The following is a 25,952-nucleotide window of genomic DNA, read 5'->3' as shown; positions in this document are numbered from 1 at the left end:
CGAGCAACGGCTTTGACTGATGTGGAGGTCTTGCAGGCCTCTTTGGCGACCTGCAGTTTGAAACGAGCGTCGTATCTGTGCATGTATTCCTCGGGGTTGGATCTGGCGTCCAACTCCCGGGGGTCACTTCATGGATGGGTTTACGGCGTGTCCTGCACGCCCCACCCAACCGGCCCATCACCCGCATCCATCAGTGCGCGCGCCGCAGAGGGGGCAGCGCCCGGTGGAGTGGAATACCTCAGTACCGCTTGATCCCCGGCACCGTGCAACCTTCAATCTGCGCATGCGCCGACACCGCATTCTCCTTCTCGCCACGCGCCAGGCGTGACTGTTCGATCGTCGCCCAGTGCCGGCGGCACAGCGGCCCCGTCTTCGAGCCCAGATCCACCGCCTTGCGCGCGAACGTCTGCGCCTGTTCCCACTGCCCCTGCAGCAGTGCCAGTTCGGCACGCTCCTGCAGCACCGCCGGGTCGCTGGCCACGATTTCCAGCGCATGGTCCAAGCTGCTGGCGGCACCGGCCAGGTCGTTCGCCTGCCGCTGCGCCTGCGCGGTCACCCGCAGGTCTTCCACCTGCGAATCACGCAGCGGCTGCACCGACAGCTCCTTGTCGTCGGGACCTGCGGCCGCATCGACTGCCGCCAGGCGCTGTGCCGGCGTAGTGGTATCGACTGGCTTGACCACCGGCGGCGCGCTGGTCACACAGGCGGCCAGGGCCAGGCTGAGGCCGGTCAGGGCCAGGGGCTGCAGCAGGGATCGCATGTTCATCGGCTTCATCGGCTCGGGGGAGGAGTAGCGGCGGCGGGCGCTGCGGCAGGTTCGGCGGGCGCTTCCGGCTTGCGGTCCAGGCCGAACCAGCTACGCCAGCCACCGCCCTCCCCTTCAGCTTCGCCCGGCTCGCCCGGCGGCACTGCCGGCGCGCACGGCGCATACGCCGGTGCATAGCCCACCACGAACGGGAAGCGGCGTGCGCCCGGGCAGCCTTCATCGGTTGTGTTCAGACCCGTGGCCGCGACCGACTGCCAGTCCAGGCCTTTGTTGCTGACCCGCAATGGCGCACTCGGCAGGCGCTGGAAGATGCCCGACCAGACCCGCATCGCGCCGGTAGCGCCATACAGGCCGGCCTGCTGGTTCTGGTCGTTGCCGATCCAGATCACCGCCAGATGATCGCCGGTGTAGCCGGCATACCAGCTGTCACGGCCATCGTTGGTGGTGCCGGTCTTGCCGGCCGGCTGCAGGCGGCCGAGGCCATCGGCATTGAGCCGCTGCGCGGTACCACTGGAGACCACCTGCTGCAGGCCGACGCTGATCAGGTTGGCGGCAATTGAATCGCCTTCCTGTGCCGGCGCCGGGGTCTTGTCGTAGCGCTTGAGCAGCTTGCCCTGCGGATCGAGCACGCCACGCACCGCGTGCAGCGGCTGGATCTCACCGCCCGAGGCGAGGAACTGGTACAGCTGTGCCATCGCGTACGGGCTCTGGTCGGTCGAGCCAAGGATCACCGCCGGATTGGCCTCGGCCTTGATGCCCGCCAGCACATGGATCAGCTGGGTCACGCGCTCGGGACCGACCTGCATGCCCACGCGCACCGTGGCCTGGTTGTAGGAGTGTGCCAGCGCGTCGATCAGGCGCACCGTGCCGTGGCTGCGGTTGTCCGCATTGCCCGGGCTCCAGTTGCGGCCGCGGCCGAGCTGCACCGTCACCGGTGAATCGTCGACCCAGCTGGCCAGCGAGTAACGGTCCGGCTGCGCCAGCGCGAGCAGGTACACGAATGGCTTGAGCAGCGAACCGACCGGACGCTGCGCCTCGATCGCGCGGTTGAAGCCGACCTCGGACACTTCACGGCTGCCGATCACCGCCAGCACGTCACCGTTGTGCACGTCGGTCAGCACCATGCCGGCCTGCAGTTCGGGCCGGCGCTTGCTTTCCAGCGACTTGATGGTGCGGGTCACCGCGCCTTCGGCATAGGCCTGCGCGGACGGCGACATGCCGGTCATGACGCTCAGGCCAGCGCCCTGCAGGGCAGATTCCGGGTAGTCATGGCCGAGCTGGCGACGGACCAGGTCAACATAGGCGGGGAAGCGGTTGGCCGCCACCAGTCCCGGCGTCTTCGGCACGCCCAAGGGGGCCTTCAGTGCGCGCTGGTACTCGGCGTCGTCGATCAGCGTGGCTTCGTGCAGTTTGCCCAGCACGAAGTTGCGACGGTCCAACGCACGTTCCGGATTGCGCCGCGGGTCGTAGAAGGACGGGCCCTTGACCAGGCCGATCAGCAGCGCGATCTGCTCGGTCTCCAGCGACTGCAGGTCACGGCCGAACCAGAACTCGGCACCGGACGACATGCCATGGATCGCCTGGCTGCCGCGCTGGCCCAGGTACACCTGGTTGAGATAGGCCTCGAAGATGGTGCGCTTGTCATAGCGCGCTTCCATGATCAGGGCGTAGAGCACTTCGTTGAATTTGCGGGTGAGCGTCTGTTCCTTGCCGATGCCGAGCAGGCCGCTGCGGGCCAGCTGCTGGGTCAGCGTGGAAGCGCCCTGACGGCTCTGGCCACCGGAGCGGATGGTCACCCACACCGCGCGCGCGATACCGGACAGGTCGATGCCGTGGTGGCGGTTGAAGTCCTTGTCCTCCACTGCCTGCAGGCCGGTCACCAGCAGGTCCGGCGCCTCGTCCATGCGGATCAGGCGGCGTTCTTCCTGCTTCTGGCCGTACAGGGTGGCGATACGCGCCGGATCCAGCCGCGCCGCCTTCAGGGCCTTGCGGCTGTCGGCATCGCGCAGCGAGGCGACCGCACCATCGGCCAGCGACAACTCGAGCCGACGCGGGGCAACCCGGCCATCGACGTCGTTGTAGCCGCGGCTGGAGATGACAAAGCGCCCGCCATTCACCGCATAGGTGGCCGGCTCCTTGCCCTGGCCATCATCCCGGTAGGCGGAGGCGGCCAGCTCGGTCTTCAGCGTGGACGCATCCATCGCCTTGCCGGGAGTGAGCACCAGCGGCCGCGCATACACCCGCGTCGGGATCTGCCAGCGCAGCTCGCCGAAACGTTGGGTCACCTGCTGGTTCAGGTACAGCGTATAGGGAATGAGGAAACCCAATCCCAACGCGACCGCAGCCATGCTCCAGGTGATCAGCCGGCGCCGCCACAGCGGGCCGTTGTCCTGCTGGTCGTCGTCGTCGAAATCGTCGATGTCGTCGGAATCGTAGCGTCGGGGCACGGGAATGCGAGAATGTAGAGTCTGGCGAGTCTACCCCAGCCGCTGCGGCTGGCGAATTCTCCCGGGTTCCCCTGCTTAAGCTGGAGTTGCAACCGGATGGCGATGTCCCTGGCCGAGATCCGATACCTGATCAACCGCCTGTCGGGCCTGGCCCGCCGGAGCCTGGCCAGCCTGCGTACCCGTGGCTGGCGGGCGACCTGGCAGCGCATCCGCGTGCATGCCCAGCGCGCCGTGCCCGCGCCACGCACGCCGCTGTTCCTGCCGCCGGCACAGGAGTTCGCTCCCTTCACGGTGCCGTTCAGCGAAACACCGGAAGCGAGCATTGTCATCCCCGTCTACAACCACGTCGATCACACCCTGGCCTGCCTGCGCGCCTTGGCGGCGCATCCACCGCAGGCCACGTGCGAGATCCTGGTAGTGGATGACGGCAGCACCGACGCCACCGTGCAGTGGATGCCGCAGGTTGCCGGACTGCGCTATGAAGTGCGCGAGTACAACGGCGGCTTCATCGAGGCCTGCAACGATGGCGTATCGCGCGCACGCGGTCGCTACGTGGTGCTGCTCAACAACGATACGGTGCCGCAGCCGGGCTGGCTCGACGCGCTGCTGGACACGTTCTCCAGCACGCCCGGCGCCGGCCTGGTCGGTAGCCAGCTGCTCTACCCGGACGGCCGGCTGCAGGAATCGGGCGGGGTGATTTTCGCTGATGGCAGTGGGTGGAGTTACGGCCGTTTCGAGGCAGCGGACGACCCGCGTTTTGCCAGCCTGCGCGACGTCGACTACTGCTCCGGCGCAGCGCTGATGCTGCCGCGCGACCTCTGGCGACAGCTGGGCGGCTTCGATACCCGCTACAAGCCGGCCTACTACGAGGACACCGACCTGGCCTTCCGCGTGCGTGCGCAGGGCCTGCGCGTCCTGGTTCAGCCGGCCAGCCGGGTGGTCCATGACGAAGGCACCAGCAACGGCACCGACACCGGCAGCGGCGTGAAGGCCTACCAGGTGCGCAACCAGGCCATCTTCGCCGACCGCTGGGCCACCGAGCTGGCCCGCCGCCCGGCGGTGGGCGAAGTGCCGTCACCGGCGCTGCTGCTGCGTGGCCGGCGCCAGGTGCTGATCCTGGACGAGGCTGTGCCGCAGCCGGATCGCGATTCCGCGTCGCTGCGCCAGGTGAACCTGATCCGCCTCCTGCTGCAGGGCGGGGCCCATGTGGTGTTCGTTCCCACCCGTCGCGAACACGGCGGCGCCGCCACCGACGCGCTGCAGCGGATGGGTGTGGAAGTCTGGTATGCACCGTTCCTCGATGGCGTCGCCAGCTGGCTGCGCACGCATGGTGGACGCTTCCACGTAGCGCTGCTGGTCCGCCACCATGTTGCCCACGAGTGCCTGCCGCTGCTGAAGCGCTATGCGCCGCAGGCGCGCACCGTGTTCGACACGGTGGACCTGCACTACCTGCGCGAACGTCGTGGTGCCGAAGTGGCCGGCGATGCGGGACTGCTGCGCGCTGCCGAGCGTACCCGCGCCAGCGAACTGGCGGTGATGGAGCAGTGCGACGTCACCGTGCTGGTCAGTTCCGCCGAGCGCGAGCAGCTGCAGGCCGACGCGCCAACGGTGCGGGTGGAGCTGATCTCCAACCTCCATGACATCGCCGGTGCCGGCAAACCGTTCGAGCAGCGTCATGACCTGGTGTTCGTCGGCGGCTTCCGCCACCCGCCGAACCTGGACGCGATGGAATGGTTCATCGGCGAAGTCTTCGCCGGCATCCGCGCCCGCCTGCCCGATGTGCGCCTGCACTGCATCGGCGCTGCCGCGCCGGAATCCCTGCTGGCCCTGGCCGCGCGCCAGCCCGGCGTGCAGATGCACGGCTTCGTCGAGGACATCACTCCCTACATGGATGGCGCACGCATTTCCATCGCGCCACTACGTTTCGGTGCCGGCGTGAAAGGCAAGATCAACCTGAGCATGGCCCATGGCCAGCCGGTGGTAGGTACCCCCTGCGCGGTGGAAGGGATGCACCTGCGCCCGGGCGAGGACGTGCTGGTGGCCGATGATGCGGCCGGCTTCGCCGATGCGGTGGTCCGCCTGTACCAGGATCCGCAGCTGTGGCGGCAACTGTCCGAAGCCGGCCTGGCCAACATCGCAGAGCACTTCTCCCTCGACGCTGCGCGCGCAACCGTGCAGCGGGTGTTTTTCACCTAATCAGGGAGACCGCCGGCACGGCGCAGGCGCTCTTCGAACGCCGGCAGCTCGGCCAGGTCCGGTTGCAGCAAGCGGGCTTGTTCGGCGGCATGCGCTGCGAAAGCCAGGTCGCCGCTGCCGAGTCGCTCGCTGCCGATGGCCAGCCAGCGCTGGGCCAGGCGCAGGCGTGCCGAGGGGAGCCCGGCCGCAGTCGGCGACAGGGTCTGCCACGCCTGCAGGCAGGCCCCTGCCGCCTGTACGCGGTTCTGCCGGAGGTTGTCGTCGAAGCAGCCGCGACTGGCGGGCAGCAGCCGCGCCGCAGCAGCCTTCACCCGTGCATCGCGCGGCGCCAGTGACTGCGCTTCGCGCAATGCGTCGAATGCACTGTGGCCGGGGGGACTGATCCATTGCCCGGAACGTTCGGCGCGCTCGATGCTGCGCAGGTGGTCGCGCAGTTGGCGCTCGCGCTGCGTGTTGCTGCCCGCCGGCTGCTGCAGCGCCTTCTGCGCCTGTTGTGCGCGCTGCAGGCGTTGCGCGAGCTGCTGTTGCGCGGCCGGCGAAGCGCCCAGCTCCTCCGCCAGCGCGGCATCGGCCCGCGCCGCCTCGAACCGGAAGTCGTCGGCCTGCGTCTGGCTGCGTGCCAGCACCGCCTGCAACGTCTGTTCACGGCCGCGCTGGGCGCTGGCATCATCGGCCGCCACTGCCAGAACGGCGAGAAATCCCTTTGCTGCGGACTCCAGCTGCCCGCGCTGCAGGGCGCGCTGGGCCTGGCGCAGGCGCCGCTCGACGGCCTGCGCCAATGCTTCCTGGCTGGCGGGCAGATCAGCATGGCCGGCATCGAACTGGCGCGCACGCTGCAGTAGTGCGGCGGCCTCGGCCAGCTCGCCGCGTCCCGCCAGCGCGCGCGCCTGCTGCAGCAGATCGCTCAGTGCATCTTCGCGACCTTCCAGCGCCGGCAGATTGTCCGGCTGCAGCGACAGGATGCGCTGGAACAGGGGCAGCGCGCTGCTGTCACCTTCATCCAGCCGGCCCGCAGCGAAGGCGTTGCGTGCCTGCGCCAGCAGTGCACCGATGCCGGCACCTGCGCTGCGCCGGGCCCGCAGCTGGCGCGCCACGGCGTCCGCCTCGCCCTGTGGTACCTGCAGTTCCCGGGCCAGTGCCAGCGCCTGCGCGCTGCCGTCGAGATCGTTGGCCTGCATCTTTTCGCGGGCCTGCTGCAGGGCCGCCGCGCCGGTACGGGCCAGGCCTTCGCGGGCCTGCGGACGATCTCCATCCAGCGCCAGCACGGCCTGGTAGCGCTCGCGCGCACCACTGCCATCGGCGGCACTCAGCCGCCCGGCCGCCAGTGCGCCATCACCTTCGGCCAGCAGCTGCTCGATCCGAGGCTCATCCCAGAACCAGTCGGCCAGCGGCTTGCGCAGCAGCACCAGCAGCACAAACACCGCCAGCGCCGCGACCAGCGCCCAGCGCCACACCCGGCGCGCGTGGCGTGCCTGCAGCCACCACCAACGGCCTTCGCGGCGGACGCGGTCCAGCGCAGGAAGTTCAGCGCCATGCGGGCGATGCGGGGGCTCGCGTTCCATGCGTGCAGGGTAGCCGGGGCAGCGTGAAGCTCAGCCGAGGCGACGCGCCTCGCTCACGCCGGGCAGCGCGTCCAGCTTGCCCAGCAGGGTCGACAGCTGGCCGTAGTCACTCACCTTCAGCCGCAGGCGCAGGTGGGCACGGCCACTGTTGCGCACGTTGTCACTGTGGATGTCCAGCACGTAGGCGTCTTCCTGGGCGATCAGGTTGGTGATGTCCTTCAGCAGCCAGCGGCGATCGACCGCATCGACCACGACGTCCACCTCGTAGCCGCCCCCGGCCTGGCCCCACTCCACCGGCAGGATGCGCTGCGGGCTGGTGGCCGCCAGACGGGCCAGCGCAGCGCAGTCTGCACGATGCACGGTAACACCGCGGCTACGGGTCAGGTAGCCGACGATGGGTTCGCCGGCCACCGGCTGGCAGCAGCGCGCCAGTTGCACCAGCAGGTTGCCCACGCCCTGTACGGTGAACTTGGACTTGCCCAGGTTCTCGCGGCGCGCGGTCGGCCGCGGCAGGCTCGGCGCGGGCGCCGGTTGGCTTGCTGCACGTTCGGCTTCCAGCAGGGCACGGCTGACCTGGTTCGGCCCGGTATCGCCCAGCGCCACCTGGATGTAGAGGTCGTCAACGCTGTCGGCATGGAACTTCTTCGCCGCGATGGCCAGGTCCGAGTGCTGCAGCCCCAGGCGCTTCAGCTCGCGCTCGAGCAGTTCGCGCCCGGCCTGCACGTTGCGCGCGCGGTCCAGCTTGTGGAACCAGCTGCGCACCTTCTCGCGCGAACGGTTGCTGGCCAGGAAGCCGTTGGCCGGCATCAGCCAGTCGCGGCGCGGGTCGGCCTCCTTGCCGGTCAGTATCTCGACCCGGTCGCCACTGCGCAGACGGTAAGTCAGCGGTACGATGCGGCCATTGACCTTCGCGCCACGGCAGCGGTGGCCAACCATGGTGTGCACCTGATAGGCGAAATCGAGCGGCGTGGCGCCCTGCGGCAGGTCCAGCACCTCGTCCTTCGGGCTCAGCGCATAGACCCGGTCCTCGGTCAGTTCGGCATCGAGCGCCCCGGCCAGTTCGTTGCCCTGCCCGTCCTGGGCCTGCTCCAGCAGCTGGCGCATCCAGGTGATCTTGCGGTCGAAGGACTTCTCCGCGCCCTTGCCGCCTTCCTTGTACTTCCAGTGCGCGGCCACGCCCAGCTCGGCCTGCGAATGCATCTCGTGGGTACGGATCTGCACTTCAATGGTGCGCCCTTCCGGACCAACCACGGCGGTATGCAGCGAGCGATAGTCGTTGGCCTTGGGCCGGGCGATGTAATCGTCGAACTCGCTCGGCACCGGTGCCCACAGTGCATGCACCACGCCCAGCGCGGCATAGCAGGCGGCGACATCGTCGACCATTACCCGCACCGCACGGATGTCGTACAGCTGGTCGAACGCCAGCCGCTTCTTCTGCATCTTCCGCCAGATGCTGTAGATGTGCTTCGGGCGGCCACTGACCTCGGCCTTGATGCCCTGTGCAACCAGCTCGCGCGACAGCACCTTCTTGACATTCTCGACGTAGCGCTCGCGGGCGATGCGGGTTTCGTCGACTTCCCGCGCAATGCGCCGGTAGGTCTCCGGCTCCAGGTGGCGGAACGCCAGGTCCTCCAGCTCCCACTTCAGCTGCCAGATGCCCAGGCGGTTGGCCAGGGGCGCGTGGATGTCGCGGGTCAGCTGGGCCAGCGCGCGGCGCTGCTCGTCGTCCAGCTTGTCGGCCGCGCGCATCCTCGCGAGCTGGCGCGCCAGCAGGATCGGCACCACGCGCAGGTCGCGGATGATCGCCAGCAGCAGCCGGCGCAGGCCCTCGCTGTTGCGTCCGGCCTCACGGCCGGCGTGCAGTGCCCACACCGGGTCGGCCGCATCCTGGCCGTCGAGCAGGCCGATCACCGCCGCCTTGTGGTTGCCCAGCGGCAGCTGGTCCAGGCTGGTACGCAGGCCCGGCAGGTCAAACAGCAATGCGGCCACCACCGCGCCTTCGTCGGCCGAGAGCATCGCCAGCGCATCGAGGGTATCGCCCAGCACCGACCAGGTGGTACGCATCTGGTGGTCGCAATCCGGCGCTTCCCAATGCTCGCGCAGGGCCTGGCGCAGCGGAGCAGGCAGCACCGCTGCCGAGGGACGGTTCAACAAGGCATCCAGGCCGGGGACGGAAGCGCGGTTCACAGCATCAAGCAGGCAAGACAGAGGCCTCTACACTAGCGCCGGCGCCGTTCAGGGACAATGACCGTGGCCACCATCCCCCGGCATGAAGACATGCCGCTACACTCGCGGGCAAACCCAGGAGAGTCCCGTCATGTCCCCGATCGTCCCGCGTTTCCGCCTACGGCTGCTGGCTTGTGCCGCACTGTTGCTGTCCCTGTCGGCGCCTGCGCTGGCCCAGCGCGTGGTAGAGGGTGACCTGCAGCAGCAGATGTCACCGGCCGAATTCAAGGCTGCTGGCCTGGAAAAGCTCAGTGCGCAGGAACTGGCCACGCTCAACCGCTGGCTGCAGGGCAAGGTCGAGGCGGCCACGACCCAGGCAGTTGCAGCGGTACGGGAATCGGCGCGCGAGGAAGGCCGCCAGGAAGTGATCGTGAAGAATCGCGGCTTCTTCGATTTCGGCAGCAGTGAGCCGATCGTCGGCGTGCTGCAGGGTGAGTTCCGCGGGTTCGGCAAGGGCCGCGTCTACGTGCTGGACAACGGCCAGGAATGGGAGCAGATCGATGCAACCACCCTGGCAGGCGTGCGCAGGCAGTCGCCCGCCGTCAGCATCAAGCCCGGTGTGATGGGCGTCTGGTACCTGAAGGTTGACGGTGTGAACACCCAGCCGAAGGTGCGTCGTACCAAGTAACGACGCCCATCGTGTAGAGCCGAGCCCACGCTCGGCTGCGATCTGCACGGGAAGATGACGAGGCATCAAAAAAGCAGCCGAGCATGGGCTCGGCTCTACGTCATCACATCATCGGAGTCACGCCTGGCGCAGTGCGGCTACCCGCTGCGCCAGCTTCTTCGCCGAGATGCCGGTCCGCGCGCCCAGCTCCTGCGCGAACAGCGACACCCGCAGCTCTTCCAGATCCCAGCGCAGCGCCTGCCATTGCGGGTGCTCGCGCAGGCCCTGCTGCTCAGCCACTTCCAGCGCTTCCAGGAACGGATGCAGTTCCAGCATGCGCGCCTGATCGCGCGGCGGATCACGCTTGGCGCGCTCGGTGCGCAGGATCATCGCTTTCAGATAGCGCGGATACTGCGCCAATGCGTCGGCCGGTGTATCGCGCAGGAAGCCTGGATGGATCAGCCCGGCCAGCTGCGCCTCCATGTCGTCCAGGTTGCCGCGCGCCCAGCCCATCAGCGGCGCTTCCAGCATCGGCTTCAGTTCGGCCACCAGCGCCAGGATGGTCTCGGCCAGCTTCAGCCGCGACATGGCCTCACCGAACAGCGCCTTGGCCGCATGCTCGCGGCGCTGCTCGAAGGCCGCCGCGTCGCGTATGTCTTCCAGGCCTTCAGCCAGTACGGCGTTCATCGCCGCATCGACCAGGTCGCCACGAAGGCGTTCCTGCGATTCGATCGCCGCATACAGCAGGCCCGTCTTGGCACCCACCGGCAACTGCTTGCGTGCCTGCTTCATCTTCTCGGCCAGCGCGATCTCCAGCAGGCGGCGCACACCCAGCGGATGAGCCGCCTGCGCCTGCTGCCGATCAGCGAAGATGCGCAGCGCCACGCTGTCGCCCTCGTCCAGCAGCGCAGGATAGGCCGGCACGCCGGCTTCGCCGGGCACCTGCAGCGGAATCGGCGTGGCCGGGAAGGTACGCAGGCCATCAGCCGCCATTTCACGTCCGGCGCGTGCAGCGAAGGCGTCGCCCGCGCGCCCACCGAACTTCGCGCGCAATGCGTCCAGGTCGCGCGAGGTGGCCAGCACCCTGCCCTGCTCGTCGCGCAGGCGCAGGTTCATGTGCAGGTGCGGTTCGATCGAGCCGGGCTCGAAATCGAGCGCGGTCACCGTGGCGCCTGTCGCGCGTGAGAGGAAACGCGCCAGTTCGCCGGTGATGGCATCGGCACTGGGTTGCGGGAACGCCTCGTAGAACGCGCGACCAAAGTCCGGCGCCGGCACGTAGTTGCGGCGCATCGCCTTGGGCAGGCTGCGAATCAGCGCCGCAGCCTTGTCGGCAACGAAGCCGGGCGCCAGCCAGCCCAGCTGCACCGGATCCAATGCGTTGAGCAGGTGCAGCGGTACGTCAAGGGTTACGCCGTCATCCTCGGCACCCGGCTCGAAGCGGTAATGCAGCGGCAATCGTGCCTGGCCCAGCGCGAGGTACTTCGGGTAGCGCTCCTGCTCACTGCCTTCGCCCGGCAACAGGTCGGCCAGCGACCAGTGCAGGGTCTTGCGCTGTTCCGGCGCAAGACCCTTCCACCAGGCATCCAGGCCGGAGGCCGAATGGATCTGCGGCGGCACCCGGTCCAGGTACCAGCGTGCCTGCCAGTCTTCGTCGGCAACGATGCCGGCGCGGCGCAGCTTGGCTTCTTCCTCGCGCGCGACCTCCAGCACCTTCTGGTTGTCGGCGACGAAACTGGCGCGGGTATTGATCTCGCCGGTCACCAGTGCCTGGCGCACGAAGATGTCATGCGCCTCGCCCGGCGCGATGCGGCCGTAGTGGACCGGTTTCTTCGGTGCCAGCACCAGGCCGAACAGGCTGATCTGCTCGGACGCCAGCACCTGGCCCTGCGCGCGCGACCAGTGCGGGTCGAAGTGCTTGCGCAGCAGCAGGTGCGGCAGTTCGGCGATCACCCAGTCCGGCTCGATCGCGGCCAGGGTCATGCCCCATACCTTCTGCGTATCCAGCAGGTTGGCCACCAGCAGCCACGGCGGTGGCCGCTTGGCCAGCGCCGAACCGGGGAACGGCAGGAAGCGGCGCTGGCGCGGCGCCTGGAAATCGCCCTTCTCGGTGCGGTGGCCGATCTGCGTCGGCAGGCCCGCCACCAACGCACGGTGCAGGGTCTGGTAGGCAGCGCCACGCACACGTTCGCTGAAGCCGCCGCCGGCGGGCGCCTGTTCCTTCTGCGCGCGCACGGCCACCGGTGCCGGTGCGGCCTCGGCCTTGCCTTCGCGGGCCAGGCGCGCGGCACGATGCAACTGGCCGCGGGTGGCCTTTACTGCGGCCGCGTCATCACGCGCCGGGGCCGGCGCACTGCTGCCGGCCAGCAACGGTGCCATCGACGCCTCGCTGGCCTCTTCCTTCCAGCCCAGCTCCTCGCACAGCAGGCGCAGCTGGCGATGCAGCTCTCGCCATTCGCGCATGCGCAGGAAACCGAGGAAATGACGGCCACACCAGTCGCGCAGCTTGGACTGGGTCAGGTCTTCATGTGCCTGCCGGTAGGCATCCCACAGGCGCAGCACGCCGACGAACTCGGATCGGCCGTCGGCAAACTGCGCATGCGCGCTGTCGGCCGCACCGCGCGCCTCGGGCGGGCGTTCGCGCGGATCCTGGATGCCCAGGAACGAGGCGATCACCAGCATCGGCCGCAGGCAGCCGGCGGCCTGCGCGGCCACCAGCATGCGCGCCAGCTTCACGTCCACCGGCAGGCGCGCCATCTGCTTGCCGATGGTGGTCAGGCGCCGTTCGGCATCGATCGCCCCCAGTTCGGTCAGCTGCTGCCAGCCATCGGCAACCGCGCGCTCGTCCGGTGCTTCCAGGAACGGGAACTCCTCGATGCGGCCCAGGCCCAACTGCAGCATGCGCAGGATCACCCCGGCCAGGCTGGAGCGGCGGATTTCCGGATCGGTGAACTCCGGCCGCGCCTGGAAATCGGCCTCAGCATACAGGCGGTAACAGATGCCCTCGGCGATACGGCCGCAGCGCCCCTTGCGCTGGTTGGCGCTGGCCTGCGAGATCGGCTCGATGTGCAGGCGGTCCAGCTTGTTGCGCGGGCTGTAGCGCTTGACGCGGGCAAGGCCCGGATCGACCACGTAACGGATGCGCGGCACCGTCAGCGAGGTTTCCGCCACATTGGTGGCCAGCACGATGCGCCGGTTCGGCCCGGGATTGAACACCCGGTCCTGGTCCTGGTTGGACAGCCGCGCATACAGTGGCAGTACCTCGGTGTTGCGGTACTTTCGCCGTTCCAGCGACTGGTGCGCATCGCGGATCTCGCGCTCGCCCGGCAGGAAGATCAGCACGTCGCCGCGTGCATCCAGGCGGGTAATCTCGTCGACAGCCGACACGATGGCATCGTTGACGGTACGTTCGCCCTGGTCTTCACCCTCGCCTTCCAGCGCGCGGTAGCGCACCTCCACCGGGTAGGTGCGGCCCTCAACGCTGATCACCGGCGCATTGTCGAAATGCTGGGCGAAGCGTCCGGTGTCGATGGTGGCCGAAGTGACGATCAGCTTCAGGTCGGGGCGCTTGCGCAGCAGCTGCTTCAGGTAGCCCAGCAGGAAGTCGATGTTGAGGCTGCGCTCGTGCGCCTCGTCGACGATGATCGTGTCGTAGTTCGACAACCAGCGGTCGCTGGCAATCTCCGCCAGCAGGATGCCGTCGGTCATGAACTTGATGCGGCTGTCTTCGCTGACCTTGTCGTTGAAGCGCACCTGGTAGCCCACCAGCTGGCCCAGTTCACTCTGCAGTTCCTGTGCGACACGGCTGGCTACCGCACGTGCGGCAATCCGTCGCGGCTGGGTGCAGCCGATCATGCCGGCCTGGCCACGGCCGGCGGCCAGGCACAGTTTCGGCAGCTGGGTGGTCTTGCCCGAACCGGTTTCACCAGCGATCACCACGACCTGGTGGTCGCGGATCAGCCCGATGATGGCGTCGGCTTCACGCGCAATCGGCAGCTGCGGGTCCAGAGTAATGGACGGCTGCTGCTGCGCCCGCACCTGCCGGCGCTGCACCGACGCCTGCAAGGCCTGCTCGAAGGTGGCGGCCAGTGCCGCATCCTGTGGCTTGGCCTGGCAACGCGAGAGCATCCCCAGCAAACGGCCCCGGTCGCGGCTCATGGCGCCGTCGATGGCGGCGCGCTGTTGGCGCAGGCGGGGCGATGGATTTTTATCGATAGAGTTCATCAATCGGTTCGTTCAAAACTTTGAAAGCGACCAGTCATCACGACCGGTTTATTGTGAAGGCCAACGATTCCACAAGGAGGAACCCCATGGCGAAGACCAAGAGCACGACCAAGGCCAAGACCGGCAAGCAGAAGCTTGCGGCGGCGGCACCGTCGGCGCCGAACATCGATATCGGGATCACCCAGGGCGACCGCAAGAAGATCGCCGACGGTCTGTCGCGCTTCCAGGCCGATGCGTTCACGCTCTACCTGAAGACGCACAACTTCCACTGGAACGTGACCGGGTCGATGTTCAACTCGCTGCACACCATGTTCGAGACGCAGTACACCGAGCAGTGGGCGGCACTGGACGATGTGGCCGAGCGCATCCGCGCGCTGGGCTTCAATGCCCCGGGCTCCTACCGGGAATTTGCTGCGCTGACCTCGATCGCCGAGGAACCGGGCCTGACCGACAGTGCGGACTGGCGTGAAATGGTACGCCAGTTGGTGGTCGCCAACGAAGCGGTATGCCGTACGGCCCGTGAAGTGCTGGACGTGGCGGCCAAGGGTGACGATGCCCCGACCGAGGATCTGATGACCCAGCGGCTGCAGACCCACGAGAAGTACGCCTGGATGCTGCGTTCCCTGCTCCAGTAAGGGTTTTGGGGGTCTCGGTAGGGCTACGCCCTGCACCCGCAGAGGCCGAAGCAACAGCAACTACCAGAGCAAGAGCAAGAGCTGGTTTCCTGTGGGTTGGCGGGGTGGGTCCGGTGGCAGGGGACGCCGTAAACCCGTCCTTGGGGGCTTGGCCGCGGCATCCATGCCGCGGACACCCCTGCCACCGGACCCACCCCGCCTTCGACAGATTTCCGCGATCTGCCGGCAAAGCCATTGGGGTCAGATCCGTTTTCCGCAGGAAAACGGATCTGACCCCATTTTGTTTGTCGATATCTGACAGATGTGTCGACCAAGGTCGACACCCACCAACGGCCGCGGGAAACTGTCGAAGGTGGGGCGGTGTCGGATTGCGGGGTGTCAGCCGCATGGATGCGGCTGCCAAGCCTACAGGGACGTACTTGCGGCGTCCCCGCAATCCGACACCGCCCCACCAAACCACGAATCACCCCAGAGCCGGCTGTTGCCTTTGACGTTGCACTGGCTTGCAGCGGGTGCAGGGCGCAGCCCTGCCGACTCCCCCGCCGGGGTAAACTAGCCGGATGGCTTCCCGTCCCGCGCACGACCTGCTTCAACGCGTCTTTGGTTACGACGATTTCCGTGGTCCGCAGCAGGACATCGTGGAGCATGTCGCTGCCGGTCACGATGCCCTGGTGCTGATGCCCACCGGCGGTGGCAAGTCGCTGTGCTACCAGGTGCCGGCCCTGCTGCGTGACGGATGTGGCATCGTCATCTCGCCGCTGATCGCGCTGATGCAGGACCAGGTCGAAGCCCTGCGCCAGCTCGGCGTTCATGCCGAGTACCTGAATTCCACCCTGGATGCCGAGACCGCCGGCCGCGTCGAACGCGAGCTGCTGGCCGGCGAGCTGGACATGCTCTATGTCGCCCCCGAGCGGCTGCTGACCGGCCGCTTCCTGTCGCTGCTGTCACGCAGCCAGATTGCCCTGTTCGCCATCGACGAAGCACACTGCGTGTCGCAGTGGGGCCACGACTTCCGCCCGGAATACCGCCAGCTGACCGTGCTGCACGAGCGCTGGCCGCAGATTCCGCGGATCGCGCTCACCGCCACCGCCGACCCGCCGACCCAGCGCGAGATCGCCGAGCGTCTGGATCTGCAGGAAGCGCGCCACTTCGTCAGCTCCTTCGACCGCCCCAACATCCGCTACACCGTGGTGCAGAAGGACAACGCCCGCAAGCAGCTGACCGATTTCCTGCGCGGCCACCGTGGCGAGGCCGGCATCGTCTACTGCATGTCGCGGCGCAAGGTCGAGGAGACCGCTGAATTCCTGTGCGGCCAGGGCTTCAACGCCCTGCCCTACCACGCCGGCCTGCCGCCGGAAGTGCGCGCGAACAACCAGCGCCGCTTCCTGCGCGAGGACGGCATCGTCATGTGCGCCACCATCGCCTTCGGCATGGGCATCGACAAGCCGGACGTGCGCTTCGTGGCGCATACCGACCTGCCCAAGTCGATGGAAGGCTACTACCAGGAAACCGGCCGCGCTGGTCGTGATGGCGAAGCCGCCGAAGCCTGGCTGTGCTACGGCCTGGGCGATGTGGTGCTGCTCAAGCAGATGATCGAGCAGTCCGAGGCCGGCGAAGAACGCAAGCAGCTGGAGCGGGGCAAGCTCGACCACCTGCTGGGCTACTGCGAATCCATGCAATGCCGCCGCCAGGTGCTGCTGGCCGGTTTCGGCGAGACCTATCCCCAGCCCTGCGGCAACTGCGACAACTGCCTGACGCCGCCGGCCTCGTGGGATGCGACCATTCCGGCGCAGAAGGCGCTGAGCTGTGTCTACCGCAGTGGCCAGCGCTTCGGCGTCGGCCACCTGATCGACATTCTGCGCGGCAGCGAGAACGAGAAGGTAAAGCAGCAGGGCCACGACAAGCTCAGTACCTATGCGATCGGCCGCGACCTGGATGCGCGCACCTGGCGCAGCGTGTTCCGCCAGCTGGTGGCCGCCAGCCTGCTGGAAGTGGACAGCGAGGGCCACGGTGGCCTGCGCCTGACCGATGCCAGCCGCGACGTGCTGACCGGTCGCCGCCAGATCAGCATGCGCCGCGACCCGGCCAGCAACGCCAGCGGGCGCGAGCGCAGCGCGCAGCGCACCGGCCTGTCTGTGCTGCCGCAGGATCTGGCGCTGTTCAACGCGCTGCGCGGTCTGCGCGCCGAACTGGCCCGCGAACAGAACGTGCCGGCCTTCGTGATCTTCCACGACAGCACCCTGCGCAACATCGCCGAGCAGCGCCCGACCAGCCTGGATGAACTGGCACGGGTCGGCGGCATCGGCGGCACCAAGCTGAGCCGCTACGGCCCGCGCCTGGTCGAGATCGTGCGCGAAGAGGGGTAGCGCCGGGCGCCTGGCCGGGCGCCTGGCCAGGCGCCTCCCCATCGCCAACCGTGCGCTCGTCCCCCTGTAGAGCCGAGCCCACGCTCGGCTGCTTCTGCGTGAACGGCAGCCGAGCGTGGGCCGGCTCTACACTGGTGCAGGTCCAACCTTGAACCGCCCATTCAGCCGGAAGTGCATCCACGGCCGCTTGCGGCTAGATTAGCGCCATGTCCCTCGCCTCGACCCTGCTCCGTGTCGTGCTCATGCTCAGCCTGTTGCTCAACGGGCTGAACGCGGCCATGGCCAGTGGTCACGAGGAAATGGGCCGGATGGCCCACGCGGTAGCCGCCCTTGATGGCGGCGATGCCGACTGCCACCACCACGCCGCCATGCAGGCCGACGAGGCCCCGCAGGCCAAGGCCCCCGCCCACGACGCCCACTGCCAGATCAAGGACTGCGTGCGCAGTTGCGCCCAGCACCCGCTGCTGGTCGTGCAGCCGTTGCCGTACCTGGCGGGCCCGGCACTGTCGCTGGCGCCGCAGCCGATTCCGTCCACTGGCCGGCCGGCGCCGCCGCTGCCGCCCATCTCACGCCCTCCCATCGGCTGATTCCACACGCAACGTGCGCCCTGCGCACCGTAGCCGGCCCCCTGCCGGCGCCTTTACGTGTCTGGAGTCACCACCATGAATACCCGCATTCCCCCCGGTCCGGGCGCTGTGCCCATGCCGTCACGCCGCCTGTTCGTGCAGGGCCTGGCCGCCGGTGGCGTGGTTGCCGGCATCGCCGCTGTCGGCGTGCCGCAGCGCGCGCTTGCCGCCGCCCGCGCCACGCCTCGCCTGGCCGGCGCCCCGGCCGTGCTCAGCGATACCCGCATCGAACTGGCCATCGGCGAATCGCTGGCCAACTTCACCGGCCGCACCCGCCCGGCGATCACCGTCAACGGATCGCTGCCGGCACCGATCCTGCGCTGGCGCGAAGGCCAGACCGTGGACCTGTTCGTGCGCAACACGCTGGAGCGCCACCCGACCTCGATCCACTGGCACGGCATCCTGCTGCCGGCCAACATGGACGGCGTGCCCGGCCTGAGCTTCAACGGCATCGGCCCCGGCGACACCTACCACTACCACTTCCAGCTGAAGCAGTCGGGCACCTACTGGTACCACAGCCATTCGATGTTCCAGGAGCAGGCTGGCCTGTACGGTGCACTGATCATCGATCCGGCCGAGCCAGCGCCGTACCACCACGACCGCGAGCACGTGATCCTGCTGTCCGACTGGACCGACATGGACCCGGGTGCGTTGTTCCGCCGCATGAAGAAGCTTGCCGAGCACGACAACTACTACAAGCGCACCCTGCCCGACTTCCTGCGCGATGCGAAGCGTGACGGCTGGTCGGCCGCGCTGTCCGACCGCGGCATGTGGGGCCGGATGCGGATGACGCCCACCGACATCTCCGACATCAACGCGCATACCTACACCTACCTGATGAACGGTACGGCGCCAGCCGGCAACTGGACCGGGCTGTTCCGCAGCGGGGAAAAGGTACTGCTGCGCTTCATCAATGGCGCCTCGATGACCTACTTCGATGTGCGCATTCCCGGCCTGAAGATGACCGTGGTCGCCGCCGATGGCCAGTACATCCATCCGGTCAGCATCGATGAGTTCCGCATCGCTCCCGCCGAAACCTACGATGTGCTGGTCGAGCCCACCGGCCAGGACGCATTTACCATCTTCTGCCAGGACATGGGCCGCACCGGCTTCGCTGCCGGCACGCTGGCGGTACGCCATGGCCTGCAGGCGCCGATCCCTGCACGCGACCCGCGCCCGTTGCTGACCATGAGCGACATGGGGCATGACATGGGCGGTGGCGGTCATGGCGGGCACGACATGACCGCGATGAAGGGCATGGAAGGCGGCTGTGGCGCCAGCATGGGCCACGGTGCGCATGGCGGCGGTGATCCCGCCAGCAAGGCGCCAAAGCACCCGCCCAGCGAGCGCAACAACCCGCTGGTGGACATGCAGAGTTCGGCTACCGAACCGAAGCTGGACGACCCCGGCATCGGCCTGCGCGACAACGGCCGCAAGGTCCTGACCTACAGCGCGATGCGCAGCCTGTTCGAAGACCCCGATGGCCGCGAGCCCAGTCGTGAAGTCGAGCTGCACCTGACCGGCCACATGGAGAAATTCTCCTGGTCGTTCGACGGCATCCCGTTCGCCAGCGCCGAGCCGCTGCGGCTGAACTACGGCGAGCGCATGCGCATCGTGCTGGTCAACGACACCATGATGCAGCACCCGATCCATCTGCACGGCGTGTGGAGCGATCTGGAAAACGCACAAGGCGAATTCCAGGTGCGCAAGCACACCATCGACATGCCACCCGGTACACGCCGCAGCTACCGAGTGCGCGCCGACGCGCTCGGCCGCTGGGCCTATCACTGCCATCTGCTGTACCACATGGAAGCGGGCATGATGCGCGAAGTGAGGATCGAAGAATGAGCCGCTCACTGCTTTCCCCCAGCCTGCTGGCGCTGGGCCTGGCTGCTGCAATGCCGGTGTTCGCGCAGTCGCACGCGGGCCATGACATGGGCACGATGAACGTGCCTGCGAAGAGCGCGAAGACCCCGGCCGAAACGGTCGATCATTCAAAGATGGATCATTCGGAGATGGACATGGGTGCGGCGGATCACGCCGGCATGGACCACTCCACGATGGACCACTCGAAGATGGACCATGGCGCGATGCAGCCAGCGGCGATGGACCATTCGCAGATGGACCACGGGGCGATGGGCCACGGCACGCCTGCACCCACCGAACCGCGCGAACCGATCCCGGTCCCGACTGATGCCGACCGCGCCGCCGCCTTCCCGCCGATCGCGCATGGCGCGATGGAACACGCGCCGGAGATCAACAGCCTGCTGCTGATCGACCGGCTTGAGCATTGGGATGGCAAGAGCAGCAACGGCCAGGCCTGGGAAGCCACCGGCTGGATCGGCGGCAACATCAACCGCCTGTGGCTGCGCACCGATGGCGAACGCAGCCGCGGCCGCACCGAATCGTCGTCACTGGAAGCACTGTATGGTCGCAGCGTGTCGCCGTGGTGGGACGTGCTGGTCGGCGTGCGCCAGGACTTCCGCCCGTCCGACTCGCGCACATGGGCGGCCATCGGCATCCAGGGTCTGGCGCCGTACAAGTTCGAAAGCTCGGCCACGCTGTACATGGGCTCCGGCGGCCAGGTGCTGGCCAAGGCCGAGGTCGAGTACGACGTGCTGTTGACCAACCGATTGATCCTGCAGCCGCTGCTGGAAGCTACTGTTGCGGCCAAGGACGAGCAGGAGTACGGCATCGGCCGTGGCCTGAACAAGGTCGAAGCCGGGCTGCGCCTGCGCTATGAGTTCAGCCGTCGCTTCGCGCCGTACATCGGCATCAGCCACGAACGTACGTTTGGCGACACCGCCGACTATGCCGGTGACCACGCGCGCGACACGCGTTGGGTGGCGGGCGTGCGCATGTGGTTCTGAGCAGCGGTTCGTGAGCAGTGGCCAGCCCCGGCAGCCGCCGGGGCCGGCTACACTGCGCCACGTTCCAATGCAGGCACCGCCATGTCGTTGCAGATCCGCCGCGCCACCCTTGCCGATGTCGACGCGCTGTCGGCCATCGCAATTGCCACCTACAACGAAACCTGGGGCGATTCCTATCCGCCGCAGGAGCTGCACGATTTCCTGCAGGCGCACTACAGCAGCGAACCGCAGCGCATCGAACTGTCCGACCCACGCAGCGCGATCTGGCTGCTGATGGACGGTGATGCCGTGGTCGGCTATCTGGCCGCCGGTGCCAACACCCTGCCGCACACGGATGCACGCGAAGGCGACATCGAACTGAAGCGGTTCTACATCCTGGCCGCGCACCAGAACGGCGGCCATGGTGCACGCATGATGGACGCGTTCATGGCGTGGCTGGACCAGCCGCAGCGCCGCACCCTGTGGGTGGGCGTATGGGAAGAAAACTTCGGCGCGCAGCGCTTCTACGCGCGCTATGGCTGCAGCAAGGTTGGCGAGTACGACTTCATCGTGGGCGATACCCACGACCGCGAGTTCATCCTTCGGCGGCCGTGATCACGTCTTTGTAGAGTCGAGCCATGCTCGACTATTGGCGGCAACAGCCAGTCGAGCATGGCTCGACTCTACAGAGAGCGAAGCGCCTAGAAGTCGAACAACTCGGAGAGGAAGCTCTCCTTCTTCTTTTTCTTGTAGCCGTGGCCACGGTTGTCCTCGTAGCGCTGGCCGAGGTGGCGGGTATCACGGTGCATCACTGGTGGCGGCGCGGACGCCGGCTGAGCCTGCACGGGCGCTGGCGGCGGTACGGCCGCACCGGCGCCCGCACGTTCGATGATCTTGTCCAGCTCGCCACGATCCAGCCACACACCTCGGCAGCCAGGACAATAGTCGATTTCGATGCCATGGCGTTCGGCCATCTGCAGGGTCTGGGTCTTGCACACGGGGCACAGCATCGGCATTGCTCCTGTCGGTCTGGTAACGACTGTACCTGCGCTGTGATGACTGTGCGGCAACACATGACCGATGGCACAGGGACTTCCGGCGCGTGCCAGCGTCCCTCGCCATCTTCCACACTGCAAGCTGGTTCCGCAGGGAGTGCGTGCATGACCGTCCTGTCCCGCCTGCCCAGCGCCGCGCGCCTGCTGCTGGTGCTGTTCGGCGTTGGCGTTGGCCTGAATCTGCGCGACATCGCAGCCGCCGCAGGCACGCCGATTCCCGCCTTGCCCATTGCTTACGGCGGCAGCCTGGTCGACAACGCGCTGGCCGTACTCGTGGCACTTCTGCTGGCCGCGCTGCTGCGGCCACGCGGGATGGGCCTGATGGCCAGCCTGGGGCTGCGCGGCAACGGCTGGAGCGGCCCGATGTGGGTACTGCTGGCCAGCCTGCCCTGCTGGCTGGGCCTGGCGCTGCTCGGTACACCGAACAAGGCACTGACCGTACTGGATGCCACCATGCTGGCGGTGCTGTTCCCGCTGGCCGAGGAAGTACTCTTCCGCGGCCTGGGCTTCGTGCTGCTGGTGAAGATCGTGCGCGGCCCCTGGCCATGGCTTGCACTGCCGCAGGCGCTGCTGTTCGGCATGGTGCACTGGCTCGGCTTCGGCGGGTTCGACGGTGGCGGCATCGCGCTGTTCGTCGGCGCAGTGATCGCCCTCGGTGGCTTCATCTTCGCTTGGCTCGACCACCTCGACGGCGACACGCTGTGGTGCGGCCTGGCCCTGCACGTTTCGATGAACCTGGCCTGGAATGTGTTCAGCCTCGACGACGCCGTCGCTTTGGGCTGGCAGGCCACCGGTCTGCGCATCGGCACCGCCCTGCTCGCGGCCGCGGTACTGGCCTGGCACGTGCGGCTCCGGCGCCAGAGAAGCCTGTAACGCCCGCTTAGCCTGCCGTGCACGTCGGGATCACTACTGGCTTGCGCATACTTGCGCGCCATTTCACCGTTGCTGTCCGGAGTTGTCGCGTCATGTTGCTGTCCAAGCGCCACGTCGAACCCCGCGTCCTGCTCATCGAGGACGCCGAGGAAACCCGCGAACTGAGTCGGCTGGCGCTGGAAAGCCAGGCCTGCCACGTGGCGGGCGTGAGCTCTGCCGAAGCGGCATTGGGCCTACTGGCCGCCGGTGAGCGTTTCGATCTGCTGTTCACCGACGTGAATCTGGGTGCAATCAGTGGCATTGAAGCCGCCAACCGGGTCCGCGGCCTGTATCCCCAGCTGCCGATCCTGGTGACGTCGGGCATGGACCAGCACCAAGTGCTGCCGCAGCTGCGCGACGGCATCCATTTCCTGCCCAAGCCGTACAACATGAGCGAGCTGCTCGACGCCATCCGGCTGTGCTTCCGGCATGCCGATGTGGGCGTATTGACCGGGCCGGATTCACAGGCGGCCTGAGGCGTTCATCCGCGCATGGCGTGGACCTACTGCAATGGCCCTGTAGATCCACGCCATGCGTGGATGCCGCCCATCATCAACCGCTGCTGTACGGTCCGGTACCCGGGAACACCTTCAGCAGTGCGCGGGTGATCATGTCCGGGTAGACGGTGAAGTGATCCTCGTCATCGATCACCATGTTCTCCACCTTCAATGATCGCCCGCTGCTGCGCAGCTGCTCGGCGAATTATGCGTTGTGGCGCAGCATGTCGTTGCGGGTGAAATAACGCGGTTCGGGCTTGACCGTTTCAAAGCTGCCCACCGACAGCACCACCGTGGTCGGCTGCGCCGGCGCCTTGGCTTCGGCCTGCATGCGCGGCACCCGATGGTAGTCGAACCACAGTGATGGGCTGGACAGGATGTAGGTGCGGAACATATCCGGGCGCGTGGTCAGCACGTAGGCGCCGAACAGGCCACCATAGGAATGACCCGCATAGGCACGCCGCGCCGGATCGGTGCGGTAGCGCGCATCGATCATCGGCAGTACCTGCCCAGCTAGGAAATCGCGGTAGTGCGCCGCGCCGCCGTAGCTGACGTCATCGCTGTAATCACGCGGATCGATACGCGCCGGGTCGCTGGGCGTGTAATCGCGCGAGCGGCTCTGCTTGGAGGTCAGCCCTTCCTGCGGCGGCAGCCCAACCAGATGAAATCCTCCAGGTTGACACCCTTCTGGCCCACCAGGTTGCGCACGCTGCGCACCAGCGGGAAGCTGTACAGCGCGTCGGTCACGTACAGCACCGGATAGTGCTTTTCCGGATGTGCGGCGTAGTCGGCCGGCAACGCCACCCACACCGGATAATCGCGGCCGATCGGATCGTGCACGCGCAGCGCTTCGGTATCCGGCAGCACCACGCCCGACAAAGCGGCGGCCGGGGTCTCCTTCGCTTCACTCTGCGCTGCCGGCGGCGCCACCGACATCGCACAGCCACTCACGGCCAGGCAAGCCGCCACACTCCATCCACGCACACGCTGCATCCACACGCTCCCATTGCGGGCGGCGCACCGGATGGCGCCGCTGCCGCATCCTTGCATGGTGCGCAACCCGCTGCCAGTGCGGTCAGGGCGAGGCCGGCGGCGCCGGGAACAGTGTGCGCAGCGCCTGCAACGCGGCCGGATGATAGATCGTGGCGTGGGTTTCCTCGGGCAGCGGCAGGTACTTCACCAGCGGCGACGGCGAAGCCTGCTGCAGCAACTCGGCCAGTCGTGCAGTGGATGCGGCCAGCTCCGGCTGCCCACTGCTGGCCAGGAAAACGCGCGGCTGCGCACGCGTTACCGCCGGCAGCTGTTTGGCTGCGCCGGCCAGCATTGCGCCACGGTTCCACCACAGGCTGGGGTCCAGCGCGATGTAGCTGTTGAACAACGTTGGCTCCTGCAGCAGCGTCTCGACCACGAACAGGCCGGCCAGCGATTCACCGATCAGCGCGCGTTCGTCGGTAGTCGGGTAGCGCTGGCGCACCTGCGGCATCAGCTCTTCGCGCAGGAACGCGCGGTAGGCCGCCGAACCACCAATGCGCGGCGCGATCTTCCGGTCCTGCGGGTCGTTGCTGGGGCCGGTCATGTCGCGGCGGCGCTCGGTGTTCTCGATGCCAACCAGCAGGAACGGACGCATGCTGCCGTTGCCGCTCAGCACCTGCACCAGCCCGGCCACATGCAGGAAGTCCTCACCGATGCCGCCATCGGCCATGTACAGCACCGGCAGCGGCGCCTTCGGATCCAGGCCCCACGGCTGCGGGCGGTAAACATTGATGCGGCGGGTTTCGCCCAGCGCCTTCGACTCGATGGTGAAGGTCTCACCGATGACCAAAGGCGAGGCGGCAGCGGACGGCGCGGTTTCTGCAGCCATCAGCGGCGCGGCGGAGACAGCGGACAACAACAGCGACAGCGACAGCGACAGCGACAGCACGATCAGACGCATGGGGCGGTCCATATTGGGTAAGCGCTGAGAATAGACCGCCGGAGGCACTGTCGTTCGCGGCACTTTGCCGATCGACCGGAACTGGAGCACCATGGAGTCGGTGATGGTCATGCAACGCGCACCATGGCTCACGGACTGGTCACCGCCACGCTCATATCCACAAGGAGGTTCCCATGTTGAGTGTATTGATCGCCACCGCCCTTGCCGCCGCCTCACCTCAGGCCAGCAGCACTCCGCCAGCATCCGCAGCATATGCGGACTGCCTGCTCGCCCACCTCCAACCGGGATTGTCCGACCACGCGATCCCGCTGCTGCAGCAGGCCTGCGTCGCGAAGCATCCGGAGAGCTACGTCGCATATTCAGAACTGGAACGCCGGATCAGCGCGCAGCGCCGGGCTGACTTTGACGCGGCTCAAGCGGAAGCCGTGCGTTCCGCGAATGCGGCAGCGACGGCTGCACAAGAAGCTGCCGACGCGGCGGCCGCGAAAGCCAAGGGAATGCGGACGAAGTAGAGGCCCTGGACCAGGCAACAAAGAAGGCACCGCATTGCGATGCCTTTCTGAATGACCTGGGTCATGGGATGCAATGGTGGGCCGCGAAGGATTCGAACCTTCGACCAAAAGATTAAGAGTAACTGGGTAATTTCATTACTTTCAATGGTTTACGCCGCCACTCGTTCCACTTCAATCTTTAAAGCGGGCGCTTGTAAGCCTTGAGCCACAACGGGCGCAGGAATTTTGCGGAACGGATTTCCTCCCCCTCCAGTTGCCTCAACAAGGCCTACCCCATCCCCCCGAATGACGGATCCTGGTCGGCCTTGGCCAGCCGGTTGCCCCGGACCCTCTCCTGCCATTCCAGAATCTTGGCGACGTCCCGACGCCCCCCCCGCCGTGACCGATGACCCAATGTCGGAAGTGGCTGAGGTGGGCCACGATCGCACCGTCATCAACCTCAAGAGCGAATGGTTGGACACCTGGCTCAACTCCCGACCCTAACCATATGGATGAGCTGCAAATGGCGATGGACGATCCGCAGCGCCCCTACTACTAACACG

General features: G+C 67.3%; 18 protein-coding genes and 1 pseudogene. 11 read left to right on the top strand and 8 right to left on the bottom strand.

Features of this window, described 5'->3' with window-relative positions; genetic code table 11:
- Window positions 1–238: 238 nt before the first annotated feature.
- Complete coding sequence (locus AC5P65_RS17240) at window positions 239–775, bottom strand: hypothetical protein (RefSeq protein WP_495215774.1); 537 nt, start codon at window positions 773–775, stop codon at window positions 239–241.
- Window positions 772–3,213 (bottom strand): penicillin-binding protein 1B, encoded by a 2,442-nt coding sequence (gene mrcB, locus AC5P65_RS17235; protein WP_021203724.1) that lies wholly within the window; start codon window positions 3,211–3,213, stop codon window positions 772–774. Before mrcB ends, AC5P65_RS17240 begins: the two co-directional genes overlap by 4 nt.
- A gap of 96 nt (window positions 3,214–3,309) precedes the next feature.
- Between mrcB and AC5P65_RS17230 the strand changes: the two genes are divergently transcribed.
- Complete coding sequence (locus tag AC5P65_RS17230) at window positions 3,310–5,409, top strand: glycosyltransferase (protein WP_021203723.1); 2,100 nt, start codon at window positions 3,310–3,312, stop codon at window positions 5,407–5,409.
- Here AC5P65_RS17230 and AC5P65_RS17225 read toward each other — a convergent pair.
- Window positions 5,406–6,971, bottom strand: a complete 1,566-nt coding sequence (locus AC5P65_RS17225) for a hypothetical protein (protein WP_021203722.1) — start codon at window positions 6,969–6,971, stop codon at window positions 5,406–5,408. The genes AC5P65_RS17230 and AC5P65_RS17225 overlap by 4 nt on opposite strands.
- 30 nt (window positions 6,972–7,001) lie before the next feature.
- Window positions 7,002–9,158, bottom strand: coding sequence for a RelA/SpoT family protein (locus AC5P65_RS17220; protein ID WP_019660106.1), 2,157 nt, complete (start codon window positions 9,156–9,158; stop codon window positions 7,002–7,004).
- Window positions 9,159–9,288: 130 nt separating this feature from the next.
- Here AC5P65_RS17220 and AC5P65_RS17215 point away from each other — a divergent pair, with 130 nt between their 5' ends.
- A complete protein-coding gene (locus AC5P65_RS17215; protein WP_021203721.1) occupies window positions 9,289–9,825 on the top strand; it encodes a hypothetical protein in 537 nt (178 codons plus the stop codon).
- 117 nt (window positions 9,826–9,942) lie between these two features.
- Here the strand turns inward: AC5P65_RS17215 and hrpA are convergent, their stop codons facing one another.
- Window positions 9,943–14,025: an ATP-dependent RNA helicase HrpA gene (gene hrpA, locus AC5P65_RS17210; RefSeq protein WP_180832917.1), complete on the bottom strand. Its 4,083-nt coding sequence runs from the start codon at window positions 14,023–14,025 to the stop codon at window positions 9,943–9,945.
- 86 nt (window positions 14,026–14,111) lie between these two features.
- Here hrpA and AC5P65_RS17205 point away from each other — a divergent pair, with 86 nt between their 5' ends.
- The 6 genes from AC5P65_RS17205 to AC5P65_RS17180 all read left to right on the top strand — a co-directional run bounded on the left by AC5P65_RS17205 (window position 14,112) and on the right by AC5P65_RS17180 (window position 21,116).
- Complete coding sequence (locus tag AC5P65_RS17205; RefSeq protein WP_006439098.1) at window positions 14,112–14,660, top strand: Dps family protein; 549 nt, start codon at window positions 14,112–14,114, stop codon at window positions 14,658–14,660.
- Between the two features lie 560 nt (window positions 14,661–15,220).
- Window positions 15,221–17,026, top strand: a complete 1,806-nt coding sequence (gene recQ / locus AC5P65_RS17200; protein WP_180832918.1) for a DNA helicase RecQ — start codon at window positions 15,221–15,223, stop codon at window positions 17,024–17,026.
- 206 nt (window positions 17,027–17,232) lie between these two features.
- Complete coding sequence (locus tag AC5P65_RS17195; RefSeq protein ID WP_111098884.1) at window positions 17,233–17,613, top strand: CopL family metal-binding regulatory protein; 381 nt, start codon at window positions 17,233–17,235, stop codon at window positions 17,611–17,613.
- A gap of 75 nt (window positions 17,614–17,688) precedes the next feature.
- Entirely contained in the window at window positions 17,689–19,500 is a 1,812-nt protein-coding gene (locus AC5P65_RS17190) for a copper resistance system multicopper oxidase (protein WP_111098885.1), read from the top strand.
- Window positions 19,497–20,522, top strand: coding sequence for a copper resistance protein B (locus AC5P65_RS17185; RefSeq protein WP_111098886.1), 1,026 nt, complete (start codon window positions 19,497–19,499; stop codon window positions 20,520–20,522). The genes AC5P65_RS17190 and AC5P65_RS17185 overlap by 4 nt, the downstream gene beginning before the upstream one ends.
- A gap of 81 nt (window positions 20,523–20,603) precedes the next feature.
- Window positions 20,604–21,116 carry a GNAT family N-acetyltransferase gene (locus AC5P65_RS17180; RefSeq protein ID WP_021203715.1) on the top strand — a complete coding sequence of 171 codons (513 nt, stop codon included), beginning with the start codon at window positions 20,604–20,606 and terminating at the stop codon, window positions 21,114–21,116.
- A gap of 86 nt (window positions 21,117–21,202) precedes the next feature.
- On the opposite strand, the gene AC5P65_RS17175 is transcribed toward AC5P65_RS17180, so the two are convergent.
- Window positions 21,203–21,511 carry a TFIIB-type zinc ribbon-containing protein gene (locus AC5P65_RS17175; RefSeq protein WP_111098887.1) on the bottom strand — a complete coding sequence of 103 codons (309 nt, stop codon included), beginning with the start codon at window positions 21,509–21,511 and terminating at the stop codon, window positions 21,203–21,205.
- Between the two features lie 150 nt (window positions 21,512–21,661).
- Between AC5P65_RS17175 and AC5P65_RS17170 the strand changes: the two genes are divergently transcribed.
- Both AC5P65_RS17170 and AC5P65_RS17165 read left to right on the top strand, forming a co-directional pair.
- Window positions 21,662–22,429, top strand: coding sequence for a CPBP family glutamic-type intramembrane protease (locus tag AC5P65_RS17170; RefSeq protein WP_111098888.1), 768 nt, complete (start codon window positions 21,662–21,664; stop codon window positions 22,427–22,429).
- 92 nt (window positions 22,430–22,521) lie between these two features.
- Window positions 22,522–22,944, top strand: coding sequence for a response regulator (locus AC5P65_RS17165; RefSeq protein ID WP_111098889.1), 423 nt, complete (start codon window positions 22,522–22,524; stop codon window positions 22,942–22,944).
- 76 nt (window positions 22,945–23,020) lie between these two features.
- On the opposite strand, the pseudogene AC5P65_RS17160 reads toward AC5P65_RS17165, so the two are convergent.
- Together AC5P65_RS17160 and AC5P65_RS17155 are read right to left on the bottom strand one after the other, a co-directional pair.
- Window positions 23,021–23,958 (bottom strand): annotated as a pseudogene (locus tag AC5P65_RS17160) (alpha/beta hydrolase).
- An 82-nt stretch (window positions 23,959–24,040) separates the two neighbouring features.
- Window positions 24,041–24,898: an alpha/beta hydrolase gene (locus AC5P65_RS17155; RefSeq protein ID WP_111098890.1), complete on the bottom strand. Its 858-nt coding sequence runs from the start codon at window positions 24,896–24,898 to the stop codon at window positions 24,041–24,043.
- Window positions 24,899–25,071: 173 nt separating this feature from the next.
- On the opposite strand from AC5P65_RS17155, the gene AC5P65_RS17150 reads away from it, so the two are divergent.
- Window positions 25,072–25,410, top strand: a complete 339-nt coding sequence (locus AC5P65_RS17150) for a hypothetical protein (RefSeq protein ID WP_005418498.1) — start codon at window positions 25,072–25,074, stop codon at window positions 25,408–25,410.
- Window positions 25,411–25,952: the final 542 nt, after the last annotated feature.

This window comes from Stenotrophomonas sp. YJH_SMC_48-3 (assembly GCF_059369375.1).
The sequence above is the reverse complement of the archived record's forward strand: the minus strand, read 5'-3'. Positions and strand labels throughout refer to the sequence as shown.